The sequence below is a fragment of the Flavobacterium sp. 140616W15 genome, assembly GCF_003668995.1.
In the GTDB taxonomy this organism is placed as follows: domain Bacteria; phylum Bacteroidota; class Bacteroidia; order Flavobacteriales; family Flavobacteriaceae; genus Flavobacterium.
Genome location: NZ_CP033068.1, coordinates 3,999,365 through 4,019,125, shown reverse-complemented (window position 1 = coordinate 4,019,125; position 19,761 = coordinate 3,999,365). Strand labels below are relative to the sequence as shown.

Annotated in this window: 21 protein-coding genes; 10 read left to right on the top strand and 11 right to left on the bottom strand. The window is 30.5% G+C overall.

The annotated features are described in order from the left end of the window. Positions 1-26 precede the first annotated feature (26 nt). The 4 genes from EAG11_RS17535 to EAG11_RS17520 all read left to right on the top strand — a co-directional run bounded on the left by EAG11_RS17535 (position 27) and on the right by EAG11_RS17520 (position 3,143). Positions 27-1,037 (top strand): toxin-antitoxin system YwqK family antitoxin, encoded by a 1,011-nt coding sequence (locus EAG11_RS17535; RefSeq protein WP_129540305.1) that lies wholly within the window; start codon positions 27-29, stop codon positions 1,035-1,037. 60 nt (positions 1,038-1,097) lie between these two features. Further along, a complete protein-coding gene (locus EAG11_RS17530; protein ID WP_129540304.1) occupies positions 1,098-2,075 on the top strand; it encodes a toxin-antitoxin system YwqK family antitoxin in 978 nt (325 codons plus the stop codon). Between the two features lie 61 nt (positions 2,076-2,136). Next, the gene (locus tag EAG11_RS17525) at positions 2,137-2,361 is read left to right on the top strand and encodes a hypothetical protein (RefSeq protein WP_129540303.1); all 225 of its coding nucleotides are present in this window, start codon (positions 2,137-2,139) and stop codon (positions 2,359-2,361) included. Between the two features lie 95 nt (positions 2,362-2,456). Beyond that, positions 2,457-3,143 carry a hypothetical protein gene (locus EAG11_RS17520; protein WP_129540302.1) on the top strand — a complete coding sequence of 229 codons (687 nt, stop codon included), beginning with the start codon at positions 2,457-2,459 and terminating at the stop codon, positions 3,141-3,143. 172 nt (positions 3,144-3,315) lie between these two features. On the opposite strand, the gene EAG11_RS17515 is transcribed toward EAG11_RS17520, so the two are convergent. Together EAG11_RS17515 and EAG11_RS17510 are read right to left on the bottom strand one after the other, a co-directional pair. After that, positions 3,316-3,759, bottom strand: a complete 444-nt coding sequence (locus tag EAG11_RS17515) for a hypothetical protein (RefSeq protein ID WP_129540301.1) — start codon at positions 3,757-3,759, stop codon at positions 3,316-3,318. Positions 3,760-3,948: 189 nt separating this feature from the next. Further along, a complete protein-coding gene (locus tag EAG11_RS17510; protein ID WP_129540300.1) occupies positions 3,949-4,911 on the bottom strand; it encodes an SPOR domain-containing protein in 963 nt (320 codons plus the stop codon). Positions 4,912-5,147: 236 nt separating this feature from the next. On the opposite strand from EAG11_RS17510, the gene dprA reads away from it, so the two are divergent. After that, complete coding sequence (gene dprA, locus EAG11_RS17505) at positions 5,148-6,248, top strand: DNA-processing protein DprA (protein WP_129540299.1); 1,101 nt, start codon at positions 5,148-5,150, stop codon at positions 6,246-6,248. Positions 6,249-6,343: 95 nt separating this feature from the next. On the opposite strand, the gene EAG11_RS17500 is transcribed toward dprA, so the two are convergent. Together EAG11_RS17500 and trpS are read right to left on the bottom strand one after the other, a co-directional pair. After that, positions 6,344-6,754 carry a hypothetical protein gene (locus tag EAG11_RS17500; RefSeq protein ID WP_129540298.1) on the bottom strand — a complete coding sequence of 137 codons (411 nt, stop codon included), beginning with the start codon at positions 6,752-6,754 and terminating at the stop codon, positions 6,344-6,346. 14 nt (positions 6,755-6,768) lie between these two features. After that, positions 6,769-7,743 (bottom strand): tryptophan--tRNA ligase, encoded by a 975-nt coding sequence (gene trpS, locus EAG11_RS17495; RefSeq protein ID WP_129540297.1) that lies wholly within the window; start codon positions 7,741-7,743, stop codon positions 6,769-6,771. Between the two features lie 310 nt (positions 7,744-8,053). On the opposite strand from trpS, the gene EAG11_RS17490 reads away from it, so the two are divergent. After that, positions 8,054-8,851 (top strand): 1-acyl-sn-glycerol-3-phosphate acyltransferase, encoded by a 798-nt coding sequence (locus EAG11_RS17490; RefSeq protein WP_129540296.1) that lies wholly within the window; start codon positions 8,054-8,056, stop codon positions 8,849-8,851. A 256-nt stretch (positions 8,852-9,107) separates the two neighbouring features. Here EAG11_RS17490 and recA read toward each other — a convergent pair whose 3' ends face one another. The 7 genes from recA to EAG11_RS17455 all read right to left on the bottom strand — a co-directional run bounded on the left by recA (position 9,108) and on the right by EAG11_RS17455 (position 15,406). Beyond that, entirely contained in the window at positions 9,108-10,115 is a 1,008-nt protein-coding gene (gene recA / locus EAG11_RS17485; protein WP_129541129.1) for a recombinase RecA, read from the bottom strand. A gap of 167 nt (positions 10,116-10,282) precedes the next feature. Next, on the bottom strand, positions 10,283-10,792 hold the full coding sequence (locus tag EAG11_RS17480) for an acyl-CoA thioesterase (protein ID WP_129540295.1): 510 nt from the start codon (positions 10,790-10,792) through the stop codon (positions 10,283-10,285). Between the two features lie 204 nt (positions 10,793-10,996). Next, positions 10,997-11,908, bottom strand: a complete 912-nt coding sequence (locus tag EAG11_RS17475; protein WP_129540294.1) for a hypothetical protein — start codon at positions 11,906-11,908, stop codon at positions 10,997-10,999. A gap of 185 nt (positions 11,909-12,093) precedes the next feature. Beyond that, the gene (locus EAG11_RS17470; RefSeq protein ID WP_129540293.1) at positions 12,094-13,053 is read right to left on the bottom strand and encodes a WG repeat-containing protein; all 960 of its coding nucleotides are present in this window, start codon (positions 13,051-13,053) and stop codon (positions 12,094-12,096) included. An 11-nt stretch (positions 13,054-13,064) separates the two neighbouring features. Continuing rightward, positions 13,065-13,751: a WG repeat-containing protein gene (locus EAG11_RS17465; protein ID WP_129540292.1), complete on the bottom strand. Its 687-nt coding sequence runs from the start codon at positions 13,749-13,751 to the stop codon at positions 13,065-13,067. Positions 13,752-13,869: 118 nt separating this feature from the next. Beyond that, positions 13,870-14,253, bottom strand: a complete 384-nt coding sequence (locus tag EAG11_RS17460) for a DoxX family membrane protein (protein WP_129540291.1) — start codon at positions 14,251-14,253, stop codon at positions 13,870-13,872. Between the two features lie 4 nt (positions 14,254-14,257). Beyond that, positions 14,258-15,406: a DNA polymerase III subunit delta' gene (locus EAG11_RS17455; RefSeq protein ID WP_129540290.1), complete on the bottom strand. Its 1,149-nt coding sequence runs from the start codon at positions 15,404-15,406 to the stop codon at positions 14,258-14,260. A 491-nt stretch (positions 15,407-15,897) separates the two neighbouring features. Here EAG11_RS17455 and EAG11_RS17450 point away from each other — a divergent pair, with 491 nt between their 5' ends. The 4 genes from EAG11_RS17450 (at position 15,898) to EAG11_RS17435 (ending at position 19,761) form a co-directional block, all read left to right on the top strand. After that, positions 15,898-16,347 carry a hypothetical protein gene (locus EAG11_RS17450; RefSeq protein ID WP_129540289.1) on the top strand — a complete coding sequence of 150 codons (450 nt, stop codon included), beginning with the start codon at positions 15,898-15,900 and terminating at the stop codon, positions 16,345-16,347. Positions 16,348-16,518: 171 nt separating this feature from the next. Continuing rightward, on the top strand, positions 16,519-17,808 hold the full coding sequence (locus EAG11_RS17445) for a hypothetical protein (RefSeq protein ID WP_129540288.1): 1,290 nt from the start codon (positions 16,519-16,521) through the stop codon (positions 17,806-17,808). A gap of 127 nt (positions 17,809-17,935) precedes the next feature. Continuing rightward, a complete protein-coding gene (locus tag EAG11_RS17440) occupies positions 17,936-18,304 on the top strand; it encodes a hypothetical protein (protein WP_129540287.1) in 369 nt (122 codons plus the stop codon). Further along, positions 18,301-19,761, top strand: a complete 1,461-nt coding sequence (locus tag EAG11_RS17435; RefSeq protein WP_129540286.1) for a hypothetical protein — start codon at positions 18,301-18,303, stop codon at positions 19,759-19,761. Before EAG11_RS17440 ends, EAG11_RS17435 begins: the two co-directional genes overlap by 4 nt.

Sequence of the window (19,761 nt, the reverse complement as noted above, 5' to 3'; positions counted from 1 at the left end):
TTTGAACTGCAGGAAAATTAAAACAAATGAAGCCTAAAATCACTTTACTATTTCTCTTATTTGTTATTCTTTGCGTCAGCACCTCGTGCCAGACAGAAGTCTTAGGGAAATATTACAATATCGAAGATGACAAAGCCCTGCATTATGTAGATTTTAAAGCAGATGGAACTTTTTTTCATTATTACAAAAAAGATACTATAGAACGCAGTCATTCAGGTGAATGGACTCGAGAAGACAACAAAATACATATTTTTAACTGGGAAGAATACAGCTACGAATATCTAAAGATAATATCAGGAATGGGCAAGGTCGAATTTGGAACTATTCTCGGCAATCAAATTTTTTGGATAAGAGGTCCGTTTTTAAATAATACTCCTGATGGAAGTAGTCCAGGAAGTTACATAAAAGAAGAAGATGTAGAGAAGGTAAGGAGTGACAGTAAGGAAGAAGAAGAACGCTGGCAGAAATATCTAAAAGATAAAGACACTTTTTATTTTCCAAATACAAAAATCATTAAAGCTATTGGGATAGAAGAAATAATTTCTGGAAAGAACGAGAAAAATTATGGATGGAAACATTTTTATAACACAGGCGAATTAGAATCAGAAGGCAAGTATTCATCAAATTGGAAAAAAGGTATTTGGAAATATTATTATAAGAACGGAAAACTTAAAGAAATTGGAGCTTATGAAGATAGTCTAAAAGTAGGCATGTGGAAACATTATCATGATAACGGGAAATTAAAAGAAAAAGGTATTTATATATATAAAAAAAATGGAGTATCTGGTATAGCTTCTAAAAACTCAAGTTCAAAATATTATTTAACCCAAAAACGTGGAATATGGGAGTATTATGATACTGACGGTAAATTAAAAAACACAAAAATATTCGCAACTAGAGAAAAATTCTATGATAGTATATTTGTCAGTATGGGTTATAGTAAGGAATATGCAATTGATATGCGTAAAGAAACGATAAATAGGGAGGATAAATATTATAGTGACTACAACAAAGCATCGCTAACTACAAAAAAATAATATCAAAAGAGTCATTTGGGTTACAAATGACTCTTTTGAATTGCAGGAAAATTAAAACAAATGAAACCTAAAATCATTTTACTATTTCTCTTATTTGTTATTCTCTGTGGGTATACTTCGTGCCAGACAGAAGTTTTAGGAAAATATTACAATATCGAAGATGACAAAGCCCTGCATTATGTAGATTTTAAAGCAGATGGGACTTTTTTTCATTATTACAAAAAAGATACTGTAGAACGCAGTCATTCAGGTGAATGGACTCGAGAAGACAACAAAATACATATTTTTAACTGGGAAGAATACAGCTACGAATATTTAAAGATTATATCAGGAATGGGTAAGGTCGAATTTGGAACTATTCTTGGCAATCAAATTTTTTGGATAAGAGGTCCGTTTTTAAATAATACTCCTGATGGAAGTAGTCCAGGAAGTTACATAAAAGAAGAAGATGTAGAGAAGGTAAGGAGTGACAGCAAGGAAGAAGAAGAACGCTGGCAGAAATATCTAAAAGATAAAGACACTTTTTATTATCCAAATACAAAAATCATTAAAGCTATTGGGATAGAAGAAATAATTTCTGGAAAGAAAGTGAAAAATTATGCATGGAAACATTTTTATGAGACAGGCGAATTAGAATCAGAAGGAAACTATTCATCAAATAAGAAAAAAGGTATTTGGAAATATTATTATAAGAACGGAAAATTTGAAAAAATTGGTGCTTATGAAGGAGGTTTGAAAAAAGGGACTTGGGAGAAGTATTTTGAAAACGGGCAATTAAAAGAAGTAGGCATTTATATCTATATTTACCATTTGAATCATAAGATAGAAAAGAGAGGAGATTGGAAAATTTATGATACTAATAGAAAACTAATTAAAACAGAAAAATTTCCAACAAGAGAAAAATACTATGATAGCCTATATATGGCGCCTCCATATGACTATAGCAAGAGCGATGCTATTGAAAAACGAAATGAAAGAATAGAAGTGTTGGATAAAGACTACAACGACTACAAAGCATCGTTACCTGCTAAAAAATAATATAAAAAGAGTCATTTGTAACCCAAATGACTCTTTTTGAATTGCAGGAAAATTAAAACAAATGAAACCTAAAATCATTTTACTATTTCTCTTATTTGTTATTCTCTGTGGGTATACTTCGTGCCAGACAGAAGTTTTAGGAAAATACTACAATATCGAAGATGACAAAGCCCTGCATTATGTAGATTTTAAACTAGTTGAAGAGTATCTTTTTAATCCAATATCAAAAGATAAAACCCCTAGGGATTTAGGAATAGAATTTTATAATAATGCATTAAGGAATTAGAAACAGAGAAAAAGAATTAAAAAACACAGTTAATATAAATCCAAATAAAGAAGACCAGAATAGTAATAAAAATTTAATATTTTAGCAATAAAAAAATGAGAATTCTTATATTGTTTTTTGTGTTTGCTTTCCTTTCATGTAATAAAAAGCAAGAGCCATTTAATAGTGACTTGAGTAATAACAAGTCTCTAAATCAAGATATCCATGATTCTGAAAAGAAAAAGGGAATCAAAAATTTTTTAATAAATGAGGTATATAATGAGGATGATTTTGATTTTTCTGATGTAAGGATTAATTATAGTTCAGGTAAATTTGTAATTGACAATGATTTTAATGAGTTTATAATAGATTCGACTTTAGATCGTGAAGAAAGATATCAAACATTGAAAGATTACGCATTTAGTGAATATGCTGATGACAGAAGTATTATTCGAATATCTAATTATGCTTTTTCACTTCAAAAAAATAATAGTGTTTTGTATGTTGGGCTCTTTAGAAAGACAAAAGAGGATAATTGGAAATGTAAAGATATCAAAAAACTTGAAAAATACTCAGTGCTTGGAGATTATAATTATATCTTAGGGGATAATAAAGTATTTAGTTATACCTGTGAAACAATGGAAGGACATTCTTGTTTTGCCATCGTAATTGATAAAGTAAATTCTGTTGGCAAATATGACAAAATTTTAAAAGCTATAAAATTTGATTTAATAAATGAAAAAATTATCGAAGTAGATTTAAAAAAAGAAAAAGTAGAATGTCTTCCTGAAATTGGAGATTAATAAGTTGAGGTTTTTAAAATGATTTAAACTACTAAAGAAGCTTTTTAAGAGTAAAAAAGAGAAAAGGGTGTATTGATATGGCTTGGATGCTTTTTTAACGAACAGCATCTCGTTATCGGGTATAGAAAGTAAAAAAAGCTGTCTCATAATTTTTTGAGACAGCTTTTGATTTTTATTTAGAATCTAAAAGTTTTGTTAGATCTTGTTGTTGTTGTGTTAGTTTTGATTGGAGTTTCAAAACATCAAGTTCATATTGTTTTGATTTTATTTTCTTTTGTTGAATTTTGTTTTCAGGAAATTTGTTAAGTTTTAATTCGTCTTGGATTTTTTGATTTTTATCCTCTGTTTTTTTGATGTCTTTTTTGGTTCTTTCTATCTTATTTTGAGCGGATTCAATTTTTCTTTGACGCTTTTGAGCTTTATCTTGGTCCTGCTTTAAAAGGTCTTGTCTTTTTTGTAATTCTTTTTGATTCTCTAATGTTCTCTTTGCGTGTTCTTTTTCTTTATTTAATAGAATTTCTTGATTTGAACTATTTGAATTAGTTTCCTGTCCATAAAAAGATTGTGATGCAATAAAAAGGCAAATTGCAAACCCGAAATTTCGTACTATTCTCATAAGTCTTATTTTTAATATTTGTAATTATCCTACAAACATTATTCCAAAGTTTGTAAAATGCTTTAGTTTGTTTTAAATATAGAATTTTTTATAATAAGAAACACCATTTTATAATAAATATAAAATGGTGTTTCTTTAAGTAGGGGAATATAATCTCTAATACAAACTGCGTAAGTTTTCTATAGAATTTTATAGTGTTTCTATTAAAATCCAAGCTTCTGGATTTATAGTATTTTGAATCTCTCTTTGAGCTTTTTCTGCCTCACGCATTGTGGCATAACTACCATATAAGACTGGGAAAAGTCCATGTCTGTTTGCAGGAATTATTTTAGCATCAAATCCAGCTTTTTTTAATCTGTTGTAAGCTTTTTGAGCATTTTTTTCACTTCTAAAAGCACCTGCCATAATGTGATAAGGCATTGTTAATTTTTCTTCCTTTACTGAAAGAGTCACTGTTACTGCTGGCAGTGGATTTTTTATAAAGAATGTGGCTTCTTGAATTTTATTCTGAACTTGTTTTTGAACAGCTGTTTCTACAAGAACAGTTTGATTAGCAATTTGGTTTTGGTACATTGGGTAACCAATACTTCCTGTTACTCCTAATGCAAGTACAAAAATAGCAGCATATTTTAAATAAGAATTAGATCCTTTATAAGCAGAATGTAAGGCTACAGGTTCTTTTTCTTCAACTGTTTCTAATTCTAAAGCTTCAAGTTGTTTTTCAAACGATTGTCTTTTAACCATTGGAGAAACAAATGGGCTTAAGCCAAATGAAGTAGCTAAATAATTCTTTTGATCATTTGGAGTAAACACAAGGTTTTTGTCAGCATTCATTCGAATTTGACCAACATTTTTAATAGAAAGGAAACCTTTGTCCTCTAATTCTTTTTTCCAAGTTAAAACTTCAAAATGTACTGCACTGACAGCAAATTTATACGATGTTTTTTCGGTAAGAGCAATATGATTTGCTAACAAACCATCGTTGTTTTTGATATGCGGGTTGAAAGAAATTAATTTTTTTGGTGGAAAAAATGAATTTGAACCTTCATTAAGTTGGGCCGATTGAATTTCGGTTAAAAAAGCTCCAAACCCAGGAACCGTTACACACTGATAACGATACAATAACTGCGCGATGTAAGTTTCGATTTTCATAGTAACAAAGTTAGGCAAGGAAAATAGTTATCAAAATTTTATTCACAATTTTTATTAACAATTCACTTTTTTATACAAGTATTTGAAATTTAGTTATTTGCAATTTTAAATTTTTTTGACTTTTTTAGTTTATTTTTTAAATATCTTTTTTTGGCAAGAATTTACCTTAAATTACCATCTTTGTAATTGATAAATATGATTTTTATTTTATCTGAATAACCTAATTATTGTAGCAAATGACTGAGCAAGATTTATTTTATTTATTGGCATTACAAAGTGTTGAAGGAGTGGGTGATATAATTGCAAAAAGGTTATTATTACAATGTGGAACTGCCGAGGAAATTTTTAAAACTAAACCTTTGCAACTATCTTTAATTGAAGGTGTTGGATCTGTTTTATTAAAGAATATAAGAGAAAAATCAATTTTTGAAAAAGCACAAAAAGAACTCGACTTTATCAAGTCAAATAGTATTAATGTAACGTTTTTTGACGAAAAAAACTATCCCGAGAGATTAAAACATTGTATTGATGCACCGGTTTTGCTGTTTAGTTCTGGAAACATTGATTTGGAGAATAAAAAAGTCATAAGTATCGTTGGAACGCGACAAATTACTTCATACGGAATAGAATTTTGTAAAAAACTGATAGAAGATTTGTCGCCCTTAAATCCCGTTATTGTAAGTGGTTTTGCTTATGGAGTCGATATTGTTGCACATCAATTGGCAATAGAGAATAATCTTCAGACTATTGGCGTTGTAGCACATGGTTTAAACCAAATATATCCTAAAAGCCATAAAAAATATGTCGCTCAAGTGGAGCAAAATGGTGGTTTCATGACTGAATTTTGGAGCTCCTCGAATCCTGATAAAGAAAATTTTGTGCGACGAAACCGTATTGTTGCTGGAATAAGTGAAGCTACAATAGTAATTGAATCTGCGGATAGAGGAGGTTCACTTATTACTGCCAACTTGGCAAATGATTATAATCGGGATGTATTTGCAGTTCCCGGGCGTACCACTGACAAATACAGTCAAGGCTGTAATAACTTGATTAAGGCTCAAAAAGCGAATGTGCTGACCAATGCAGCCGATTTGATTTATATTTTAAACTGGGACGTTAAAAATGAGTCCAAATCAGTACAGAAACAATTATTTGTTGAGTTAGATCCTGATGAACAGAAAATATATGATTATTTGTTAAAAGCGGGTAAAGAGTTGATGGATATTATTGCTTTAAGATGTGATTTTCCGATTTACAAAATATCAGGATTGTTGCTGAATATGGAACTTAAAGGAGTAATTCGTCCATTGCCTGGAAAGCTATTTGAGGCTATTTAAAAACACACCCCTTTCAATGTTAAACTGAAAGGGGTGATTATTAATGTATTGTGAGGTAGTTTTTCTAATTAAAGCTTGGTTGTTTTGAGAGACTTTTATTGTTCTTTGTTGTCATAATTCCAAAAAGCTTCTTTAGGACCAGTCCCCTCAAGCAGACAAAAAGCGGCATAAGATATATCAATCAACCAATCATCAATTTGTAATGTTTGTTGTTCATTAAGCAATTCATTACGTTGTAACATTCCATCAGGATAAATAGCCCACATTCTGCCGAAATGGCAAATTCCCCATATTGCACCTATGATTCTTTTATCAATAAAATCTTTTTCCAATTCAGGTGCGAGTATTTTTAGGGCTTGTATTATTGAATGGTAATTTTTTTCGTGTAAGACGCCTTTATAAGGGCGTAACTGACCTAAAAAACCATTTTTCCATCTTTCACTTTCTATGTTCTCGTGTTGTCCGCTTTGGTATTCTAACTCCTCGATAGCATCTTCAATAGTCATGCTTAGGTAGATTATTATTTACTAAACCCTAGTTTTGCTCTTACTCTTTCTAGAACTTCATTAGCAACAATGGCTGCTTTTGCAGCTCCTTTTTTAAGTAAAGCATCTACTTCGTCTAGGTTGTTTATATAGTAATGGTATTTTTCTCTTTCTGTTTTGAATTTTTCTGTAATTAATTCAAACAAAGCTTGTTTTGCATGACCATATCCATAATTTCCACCTAAATAATTCGCTCTCATTGTAGCAATTTGATCTTCATTAGCCATAAGAGAATAAATTGCAAATGCATTACAAGTATCAGGATTTTTTGGTTCTTCAAGTGGTGTACTATCAGTCTCGATACTCATGACTTGTTTGCGTAACGCTTTATCATCTAAAAATATATTGATGAAATTATTTGCTGATTTACTCATTTTTCCTCCGTTTGTTCCAGGAATCAACATGCTGTCTTCTTGAATTTTAACTTCTGGAATTACAAAAGTTTCACCCATTTGGTGGTTAAAACGTGAAGCTACATCGCGAGTAATTTCTAAATGTTGCATTTGATCTTTTCCAACAGGAACAAATTCAGCATCATAAAGTAAAATATCTGCGGCCATTAACATTGGGTATGAGAATAAACCTGCGTTTACATCATCAAGACGATCCGCTTTATCTTTGAATGAATGTGCTAGAGTCAATCTTTGAAATGGAAAAAAGCAACTCAAATACCAGGTTAATTCTGTTGTTTGAGGAACATCTGATTGTCTGTAAAAAGTAACACGGTCAATATCCAAACCAAAAGCAAGCCAGGCAGAAGCAACGCTATAGGTATTCTCGCTTAGAGTTTTACCGTCTTTTATCTGTGTAATCGAGTGTAAATCGGCGATAAACAAAAATGATTTGTTTTCGGGTTTGTTAGATAATTCGATTGCAGGAATAATTGCTCCCAATAAGTTGCCTAAATGCGGCGTTCCAGTACTTTGTACGCCAGTAAGTATTTTTGCCATGCTAAATTTTTTTCTTAACCGCAAAGTTCGCAAAGTTTTACGCAAAGTCCACAAAGTTTACAAAGTTTTTAGTCACAGATTATAAAGATTAAATAGATTTTTTAAACCTTGTGTTGATTTGTGTAATTTATCTCAAGTATTTTTTGCAGTTTGTCTAGTGTCTTTTGTAAATAATTTTTAACAACAATGTGTACAAAATTTTCGCAAAGTTGACTGATATCTTAAGATTCATTACTTGATAAGTTTTTTAATCTAAAAATCTATTGGTCTAAAAATTTAAATTTACATCTGTTTTCTTACTTTTGGGTTTATGAAAGGAGTAAAAATTGTTTTTTGGGTTATTTGGCGTATTTGGTTTTATGTTTTAATGGCCATACCAATATTGGTAATGTTTCCGTTTTTAGTGTTATCAATTCTTACTGAAAGTGGGTACCCATATTTTTTTAGAATGGCAAGAATTTGGGCAAAATTCATCCTTTTTGGAATGGGGTTTTACTATAAAGTAGAGAAGGAGCAAGCGCTTGATCCTAAAAAAAGTTATATGATTGTTGCTAATCATACTTCGATGACGGATATTATGCTTACGCTAGCGATTATTAAAAATCCATTCGTTTTTGTTGGAAAGAAAGAACTTTCTAAGATTCCTTTGTTTGGTTTTTTCTATAAAAGAACCTGTATTTTAGTGGATCGTAAATCTTCAAAAAGCAAAATGGATGTTTTTAACAGAGCACAAAAGCGTTTGAATCAGGGATTAAGTATTTGTATTTTCCCAGAAGGCGGTGTTCCTGACGATGAATCGATTATTTTAGACGAATTTAAAGATGGTGCTTTCCGTTTGGCAATTGAGCATCATATTCCGATTGTTCCGATTACATATGCTGACAATAAAAAACGATTTTCTTATACTTTTTTTAGTGGTAGTCCTGGAAAAATGAGAGTGAAAATTCATTCGTTTATAGAAACAACGAAGCTTCAGCCTGAAGATAGAAAATATCTTCGTGATCAGGTAAGAGATCTAATTTATAAGCAATTATTGATATTTGGAAAAGGCAAAACCTTACAAGAAGATATCGTTTTGCAAAAGGAACAATCTAGTATTAATTCTTAAAATGTAAATTTTATCCTATCGATGAATGATTTTTTGTGAAATAAAATTCATGGCAATTTTTAATTTTCTTTTTGTTATCCAGTGTTTTTGAAATAATGTTCCCAGTTTCTTCTTCATCTTTTAAATTTAAAAAAGTAATATATACAAGCTGTTTAAGGCTTAAAAACGGTAATTCTTTATAAGGATATCGTTTATTGAAAAAGGTTGCGTGAAAAGCATAAAAAAACCCGAAAATTAAATTTTCGGGTTTTTGTTTTTAGGCACTTGCCAATTCTTTGATATGTGCTTTAATCTTAACTTCTAGTTCATCTGCTAGTTCTGGATTATCTTTAATTAGCGATTTTACTGCATCACGACCTTGTCCTAATTTAGTATCACCGTAGCTAAACCATGAGCCTGCTTTCTTAACGATTTCAAATTCAACAGCTAAATCTAAAATTTCTCCGGTTTTAGAAACTCCCTCTCCGTACATAATGTCGAATTCAGCAGTTTTAAATGGTGGAGCAACTTTATTTTTAACGATTTTTACTTTTGTTCTGTTACCAATTACATTGTCACCATCTTTGATTTGAGAAGAACGACGAATATCTAAACGTACCGAAGCGTAAAATTTTAAGGCGTTACCACCTGTTGTTGTTTCTGGATTTCCGAACATTACCCCAATTTTTTCTCTTAATTGGTTAATGAAGAATACCGTACAGTTTGTTTTACTAATTGTTCCAGTAAGTTTACGAAGTGCTTGTGACATTAAACGAGCATGAAGTCCCATTTTTGAATCTCCCATTTCTCCTTCGATTTCACTTTTTGGAGTTAATGCGGCAACAGAGTCAATTACAACAATATCAATTGCTCCTGAACGAATTAAGTTTTCAGCAATTTCTAGTGCTTGTTCCCCGTTATCTGGTTGAGAAATAATTAAATTCTCGATATCGATTCCTAATTTCTCAGCATAATTTCTATCAAATGCATGCTCAGCATCTATAAATGCAGCAATTCCACCCGCTTTTTGAGCTTCAGCAATAGCATGTAATGTTAGGGTTGTTTTTCCAGAAGATTCTGGCCCGTATATTTCGATAATTCTTCCTTTTGGGTAACCGTTTACTCCTAGGGCTAAATCTACTCCTAATGAACCTGATGAAATTGTTTCTACTTCTACAATGGCTTTATCGCCCATTTTCATTACGGTTCCTTTTCCGTAAGTCTTATCAAGTTTATCAAGCGTAAGTTGTAGCGCTTTTAATTTGGCTTCTTTCTCTGAACTCATCTCTTTTTTGTCTTTTTCTTTCATCTAAATTTTTATAACTCTTTTATATTAAATCAATCAAGTATTAACTTCTTGATTTAATTTGTATTGGCGTGTAATCGACGTAAAAATACTTCTTTTTTTTGAAGTTGCAACTCGATTTATTTTCTCTTTTTCAGATTGTTTTTTTATAAAAATAACGCTCTAAGTTCTGTTGCTTCTTCAGGTTTTATTTTTCCAGCCAATAATAAACTTAATTGTTTACGACGCAATGCAGCTTCAAAACGTTGTTTTTCAAGCTCTGTTTCTGGATCAATTGGCGGTACTTCTACCGGTCTTCCAGTATCATCAACTGCAACAAAAGTATAAATTGCTTCGTTGGCTTTTGTTCTATTTCCTGATTCGCGATCTTCTACCCATACATCTATAAAAACTTCCATTGAGCTTTTGAATGATCTTGATACTTTTGCCTCAACAGTTACTACGCTTCCTAAAGATATTGCTCTATTAAAAGCAACGTGATTTACAGATGCAGTAACTACAATTCGGCGTGAATGTCTTCTGGCAGCAATACTTGCGGCACGATCCATTCTGGCTAATAATTCGCCACCAAATAGATTGTTTAAAGGATTAGTTTCGCTTGGTAAAACTAAATCGGTTAATATAGTTAAAGATTCTGAAGGATGTTTAGGTTTCATGTAAATTTTATATTGTTGTATTTCAATGTTTTAGTTATTGAATATTGAAATTTATTATTTGCCTCAAATGTAATTAAAATTTAAAATTATAAAGGAACTTTTTCTCTTGCATTGATCAAAGACTAGGTTGTGTTTACTGTTTTAACACTTTAGGTTACAATTGTATAAACAATGAATGCATTATTTTGTTTAGATATTGTATTTTTAATAATATTCTAAAGTGCGAATTTCTATTGTTTTTGGAATACATTGCCTATCGAATTCTATTTTCTTTATCCAATTCTTTTTTTTATCATATTCATAAACGTGATATCTGATTCCGATTATAAAATCTCCAGTTGGACAGAAAACTAAGTCACTATCAAAAAGATAGCGTACGGTTTCATTTCCATAGGAATCATATTCATATTTGAATGAATAAGCATTATCTTTTTCAGTAGCAATATTTCCATGTTTATCATAAGTGTATAACACTTTATTTGTCGGACCTGAATAGGAAATCATTATTCTACCAATAGAATCGTATAGATCCCGTTTAGAAATTTTTGAATTATCATACTTTATCACTTCTTTTATTATCCCTGAACTACTTAATAATGTGGTTTCTATAATTTGTAATGAGCTGTCCTTTTTGATTAAGTGCTCTATTGATTTTAACTTTTTAGCATTATATTTATATTTAGTAACCGCCTCTAAGCTATTTGTATCCTGATTATATTCTTCAGAATTTAGTAGTTTTTTTCCTTTATATTGGTGTTTATATATAGAATTAATTTGTAAAGTATTATATGAAAATTTTGAAGATGTAACTTTATTACTCGCATCAAAAATATATTCGGCATCAATATTATTCGATTTGTCCTGATGTGTAACTTTATTTCCGGTTAAATTTCCCAATACATCAAATGTCTGAATTTGAACAAAAAGTGGTTTTTTATCGCTAATGATTTCAGTAGAATCATTTATGCTGTAATGAGTTAATATCACTTTTTTAACTGAACGATTAAAATCTAAATTTGAACTTTTTGCTTCTAATCTGGTAAGTTTTGTGATTTTTTTAGTTTTGCAACCAACTAACAGACAAAACAGTGACAATAATAAAATTATTTTTTTCATAATTGTAATATGAGACTCATTAATAAGCTTTAATAATTTTGTACAAATTGCGATAAAGTACAACTATAAAGATTTAGAACGCTACACTTATATTGATTTTATTGCAATTTAGATGTTTATATCAAGCTTGAAAATGTAAAAGCATATGAAATTAATTCGCACAAGTTAAACGGATCTTTTAAAGACTAAATACGTTCTCCTCTGATGTTCAAAGAAAATGTTTCTCCGTTAAGTTCAACTTCTACTCGCTCTCCACAAAAGCAAGTCATAGAATCATATTTAAACGGTATGATTGTATCTCCTTTTCGGTTAATTAATCCCCATTTACCTTGGATGCTTGCGGGTGCATAATCCCCTTCGAAGGCATAAATAGTATCATATTTTAATGGAATAACTTCCTTTCCTGTTGTATCTAGATATCCTGATTTTCCGTTTAGAGTTACTTGTGAAATGTTATCTTCCAGGCCAAATATTTTGTCGTATTTTAATGAGGTAATTTCTTTTCCCTTCGCATTTATTAGGCCCCATTTATCTTTATTTCCGACTATTGCCACTCCCTTGTCAAAACCGAACGCATCATCATATTTTGGTTCAATAATCTCTTTTCCGCTTCTATCTACAAATCCTGTTTTGTTGTTAAGTACAACCATTGAAAAATTTTCTTTAACGCCATATATTTTATCGTATTTTAATGGAGTAATTTCTTTTCCGCTCGTGTTAATTAAACCCCATTTTCCGTTTAAAATTACAATTGCTAAGCCATCTTGAAAAACATAAACTTCATCATATTTGGGTAAAACTATTTCTTTTCCATTATGATCTGCAACACCATGTTTTTCCCCATTTCTGACAACAAAAAAACCGTCTTTAGGTGAAAATATTTCATCATATTTAGGGGATACAATTTCTTTTCCAGTTAAATCTATAAATCCATATTTATTGTTTTTAACTACAATAAAGAACCCTTCTTCGGGTGCAAACATTTTGTCATATTTTGGTTCAAGGATATAGTTATCTTCTCCATCGATTAACCCCCATTTTTCAGTTTCGGGATCTAAATATGCTTCTTGTGCGATTGTTTTTGATTGAATTACAAATGCTAATACAACCAAAAGTAGGTGCTTGTTTAATTTTAAATGATTCATAAAATTTGGTTTTAATTGTAGGGTGTTTGTTCTCCTTTTGTATTAATATAAAATTTCTTTCCGTTAAGTTCTACTTCCGAGATGCCATTATAGAAAAGTGTTACACTATCATATTTTAATGGGATTATTTCTTCACCATTACTATCTACAAACCCCCATTTGCTATCGAGAGTCACCAAAGTAAGTCCTTCTGTTAGCCAACCGACATTGTCATATTTTATAGGAGTAATTTCTTGACCAGTTTTGTTAATCAGCCCTTGTTTGTTGTTAATAATTATATGTGCCTGACCTTTGTTGAAAAAACCTGTGTCATCATATTTTATTGGTGTAATTTCTTTTCCAAAGCTATCTATGAATCCCCATTTATTATTAAGTTGAACAGATGCAAAACCTTCTTTAAAAAAGAGGACACTGTCATATTTTATGGGAGTAATTTCTTGACCTTTTTTATCGATGAATCCCCATTTCCCATTTAGGGATATTGGAGCAAATCCTTCATCAAAAAGGTATATAATGTCATATTTTGGAGTTATGATAATATTTTTATTGTCATCAATTAATCCCCATTTATACGAAATAGGATCCATAAAGTCTTCTTGTCCAATTACTTTTCCTTGATATAGGAATACTAATAAAGGCAAGATAATGTTTTTATTTATTTTTAAATAATTAGTTTTGTTTACGTAATTGTTTATCAATTTTGATTATTTCTATATGTTACACAGGTGTTTTGCCAGATATTAATTAAATAATATTTGGACTGAAGTAAATTGAATGTACGATTAGTTTGTTTTGAGAAATCTTATGAATTGAGATTTAATTCAACCAATAAACTGCTACAACTGCCGGGATAAAATAAATAGCAATTGTTCTTGCTCCATCGTAATCTTTGGCTAATCTTTGTCCAAAAAGTAACATTATCAGGGTAATACAAGAGAAAATTGCTCCATATAAACCATATTCTCTGCCACTATTTAAAAATAACTGAATTGATCCTACAATACAAAGTATACCAGATATCAATTCTAAAACAAGGACATTAAATAAGGCAAGTGGTACTTGGTTTTTAAGCTGTGTTTTTGCAAAATGTTCTTTTAGCCAGCTTACATTATCTTTCCAATAAAAAATTTTGTCGTAACCAGATTGAAGAAATGTTACAGCTAAGAACACTAAAATTAAAATTGAGGCAATATTGTTCATCTTTTTATTTTTTATGAATTAAACGGGTTAGTTTTATGGATAAATCGGTTAAAATAATTTTTGCATTTCCGTTGCGCTCAATATGATACATCGCATCAGATAGCTCTTTGAATATATCGTTAATGTTATTTCCATTTACAAATGGAGCAAAATTTTCTAGTTTAAATTTTTCAACTTTAGGCTCCATATAAACTAAGCTTGGAGCTTGATAATTAAGTAAAAGGGCTTGACGAAACATTTCGATGCAGAATTCTAAGAATTTTTTCTGACTTTCTCGACCTAAAGCAGCAATTTGCTCACTCCAGGTAATTAAATCTTGTATTGCTGCAGCGTTTCCTTTTGCTTTAAAAGCGGCACGAACCCATGTAACAAACCATTGTTCAAAAGGATATTCATCTTCGTCATTTTTTATTAAGTGTAAGGCTTTGTTGTAATTACCTTGTGCCTGATGAGCTATTTTTAATGCCATATTGGGCTCTAAATTTTCTTTAGAAACTAATGCATCGGCTATTATCCTCTCACTTAATCCGTTGAAATGCAATACTTGACAACGTGAACGAATGGTCTGAATGATTGATTCTTCGTTTTCGGATATTAAAATAAAAATAGTTTTATCAGATGGTTCTTCTAATAGTTTTAAAAGTTTATTAGAAGCTGCGATATTCATTTTATCTGCCATCCAGATGATCATAATTTTATAACCACCTTCATACGATTTTAACGCAAGTGATTTTAACACCTCTTGAGCATCTTCTACTCGAATTTCACCTTGTTTATTTTGAACGCCAAGGGTTTTGTACCAATCGAATAAACCACCATAAGGCATTTCTTGAATAAAATTGCGCCAATTTTGTATAAAATCGAGACTTTTGGGTTTGGTTTTTACATCTTCGGTAGTTACTGTTGGATATATAAAATGTAAGTCGGGATGTGATATGGACTGAAATTTTAAATTACAGGACGTATTTCCGTTTTCATTATCAGGACCAGAATTTCCGCACAATATATATTGTGCGTATGCTATGGCAGTGGGTAAAGTTCCAGATCCTTCTTGACCTATAAATAATTGTGCATGAGGAATTCTCCCCGAAGAAGCAGTTTTTATTAAGTGATTTTTGATATGGTCTTGGCCTAAAATTTCAGAAAATTGCATGAAGCAAAGATAGTAGAAAATGATTTAGCCGAAAATTTTCATCTACAAAGTTTAATGCCTTCTTAAAAATGAAGATTAAATTCGTTTGTAAAAAAACAATTAGACATAAGAACTTGTTTTTAATCAATTTTAACGGTTTTTATTTATTTCATAAAAAATTTTTTTGTGAAAAATATAACAATTAGTTTTATGAAATAATTATTAACATTTCTTGTTAATATCGTTTGTTTTAGGATTAAAAAAGAGTCTGATATTTTAGATATAAATGTGTTAATGTATTGACATATAGTTTGATAAAAACAATAATACTCTTATAAAATGGTTTTTATTAGATAGTCAAAAAAAACCGTTAAAAGAATAGATTTAGTCGTTATGCGGTATTTTTTCGTCTTATTTTGGCTCTATTTATTTAAAAAAAGGGTAATAAAGATTGTGAGTTAAGTTTATTTACATATTTTTGTTTTTATAATTGAATTTTTAAAATAGAATTTATGAAAGGGAAAATTATTTTTTTAAGTATCTTTTTAACGTTGTCAACACAGATGGTATCATCTCAAGCTAAGAATGCTCCTCAAAGTATTATTAGTACATCGGCATTGATCAAAAAATACCATGATCAAAAAGAATTGAAAACAATGCAAAAGGGAGAGCTTTTAGAACTATACATTGAACGTATCAAAGTTTTGGTGAAAACATTACCATTTATTGCTTTGGCTACTAAACCTGGAGTAACGATGGCTGATCTTGGTATCCCTACGGATAATGAGAATAAAAAAATGCAAGACGCTCAACTAGCAGCAACAAATTCTTTCCTAGATATAACTGTAGAATTTGAGAAAAAAATGATGCCATATTCTGATAGAAATAATTTAATAGCTGCTATTTTATTCTATGAAAACACGATAAAATCATTGCATTTATTTAACGAGAATATAGAATAATTATTTTGCCTATTTAATTCTCTTCATCAACAATATATTGTTGAACGAGATATAGGATATATGCAACTCGTTTTCGGTGTTTTCTTTGATTTATCAGGAAAATAACGAAATGAGTTTTTTTAATTTTCATTAACTCAAATATTATTAGTGTTAATATTAAAACCTACTACCATGAAAAAATCATTACAAATTATTTGGATCGCTCTTTTTGCGGTGTGCAGTGTAAATGCACAACAAGAAAAAGGAATAATGGGTTATAGCAACTGGTTAAACAATTGGACAGAATTTAAACCAAATAAAGTTGATTATGGTGAAGCTAACCAAATTTTAGCGGGAAAAATATCTGTAAACACAAAATTATTAAAGAGGAATATATATGTTCTTCAAGGTAATGTTTACGTTACTAACAATGCTGTTCTTACTATAGAACCTGGTACATTAATAATTGGTGACTTTGAATCAAAAGGAACTCTTGTTATTACGAAAGGAGCTTCGATTATAGCTGACGGTTTAGAAACAGATCCTATTGTTTTTACTTCAAACAAAGGTGTTAAAAAAGCTGGAGACTGGGGAGGAATTATAATTTTAGGAGATGCTCCAATAAACAAGTTTGGAAACATGTCATCTATTAATTACGATCTTGATCCATCGTTAACTACATACGGAGGAGATAACGTTACATCAAATTCAGGTATTTTAAGATATGTTAGAATTGAATTTGCAGGAAAAAAAGTAAGAGGTAATGGTAATTTTAATGCTTTAACATTAGCAGGTGTTGGAAATAAAACTATTTTAGATAACGTAATGGCTAGCTTCTCAGGAGGTGATTCATTTGATATGATCGGTGGAGATTTAAACCTTACGAAATTTGTTTCTTATAAATCAATCAATAACGATTTCAAATTTACTCAAGGAACACAATGTAAAATATATAATTCATTGGCTGTTAGATCTTCTTACTTAACTAGTAACAAAGAAGGTTCTCGTTGTATGGAAGTTTTATCTTATGATAAGAAAGAAGAAACGGATTTTACTAAAAAGCAAACTTTGGTTACAGCGGCTAATATCACAATGTTAAATGATAGTGATAATATTAGTGCAGATATTCAATCTGGATTGGTAAAAGAAGCTATTTACGTTGGTAGCAATGCTGCCATAGAACTTAAGAGAAGTGTAATCTCAGGATTTAATCCAGCAGTTATATTAGATAGTAAAATAGAGATAAATGATGCTAATTTGAAGAAACTTAAATTTGAAGAAATGTATTTCAATATGTGTAAAGGAAATATTTTCACAGAGTTTAATTCTAACAATGAAGACTTAGAGAATTGGTATGGTAATACTATCTTCTTTAACGTTCATTCTCAAAGTAATAACAATGAAACTTTTATAGATATATCGAATCCAAAAAGACCTGACTTCAGACTTAATATCGGTAAGATTACAGCTTCAAACAAATAGAATACCTACCTATAGTTTGATTCTTAATCTTTTTAAATGATTTAGTCGTAAAAGAGTTACAGTTTTTAATTGGAAACATATAAGATATAAAAAAATGACTGCCCCACTTTGTAAAAAAATACCATGCATGTTGTTATTTGGATTACTTATAACAACAAATTATACATTCGCTCAAGAGGCAACAACAGATAAACCTATTGTTCCTTCTTCTATTTGCGAAACTGTTGTAGAGAATCTTTGCTCTTCATCAATTTTAGAATTAAGTACTACAAATGAGTTTATAGTAGAGTTGTCTGTCCCCATAGATTGCTTTGCTATAAATTCAGCGGTAGGAAATAGTTCTAATGATATAAATGCCGACCCCAAATCGTTATTTACTTCATGGAATAATTCTGTAAATACATTAGACGTAAACTGTAAGTATGATTTCTCAGAAACCTTTATAGATAGTTTATTATTTTTTGACCTCGATGTAATTAAAGAGCGTATAATATGATTAAAGATTTACCTACTAATCTTCGCATAAGCTTTCTTTTTTTATGTGTGTTTTTTTGTGCAAATACGAATACATTCGGACAAGTAATTGGACCTGTTGCATTACCATTTGATAAAATTTGCGCGGATGCAACTTTCAATGATTTCTCGGTTACATTTAATCATCAGGGTTTTTTAGATTCTGCTAATTATGTAGTTATATTATCTGACGATTCAGGAAATTTTGATAATCCTGTATCTACAATTTTTGTTTCTATAATGGATATAACTGCGACTCAAAAAAGAATTAAGTTTATTTTACCATCTAATTTAATTGGTTCTGAAACATATCGTTTAAGAGTCAAAGAAACTACAACAGGTATAACTACAGGCGATTTTTCGACTTACTCAGGGCCTAAGACTTTTCCTATATATTATAAAGTTCAGGATTCTAAATTTACTATAAATAATTTCAATCCAACAGCGACTTATTGTTCAGGAGGAAGTTATGTCTTATCAATTGATAATCCAGGAATAGGTGGTAATGACTCCCCGTTAAAATATCCGTCACTTAAATATAATTGGTATAAATCTAATGGATTAATTTTACCAGAAACTTTAGTGGCAGGAAATACAGGAGGAACTTATACTGTTACAGAGCCAGGTATATATTATGTAAGAACCAATTACGGAACTTGTACTTCTGATTCTGAATCTAATCAGGTCAGTGTTACTTTGGCCTCAAGTAATACCACCACAGAAATAGTATCTAGCCTTGGAAATCCATTTTGCCCAGCAACAGGAGCGACAATTTTAAGTGTTGGAACTGGAGCTAGTTACCAATGGTCTAAAGATGGGGTTGCTATTACAGGAGCAATTAGTCAAACCTATAGCGCCACAACAGCAGGATTATATACTGTTAAAATTGAATTTGGTGGTTGTACAGGCAATGGTTCTATTAATTTACAAAGCGAAGGATCTTTCACGGGGAATCTTAATATCCCAAATAGTAATACGATTAATGTAGAGACAGGAGAAACATTAAATGTAACTGTAACTAGCGATGCTGTTGACCCTTCTTACAAGTGGTATATCAATAGTACTCTTATTACTGATGCAATTACAGATAGTTATTTCGTTACAGCTGTAGGTAATTATAAAATTGAAGTTACACAAACTACAGGTTGTACTGCAACCAAAGAATTTAATTTTCAAGTATCCGATTCAAATCTTAAAAATATTCCTAACATAGTGAGTCTAAGCAGTGGGTTTAATACTTGGGACTTACCAGGAGATTATAAAAATGCAGAAACAAATGTTATGATTGTTAGTTCACAAGGAGAGGTGATGTTTAATGGAGTGGATTATGATCCTTCTAAATGGGAAATAAAAGATTTTAAAAATATAAATCCAGTTTATTATTACATTATTAAAAAAGGTAGTGATGAAAAAAAGGGATCTATAACTGTAATTAAATAA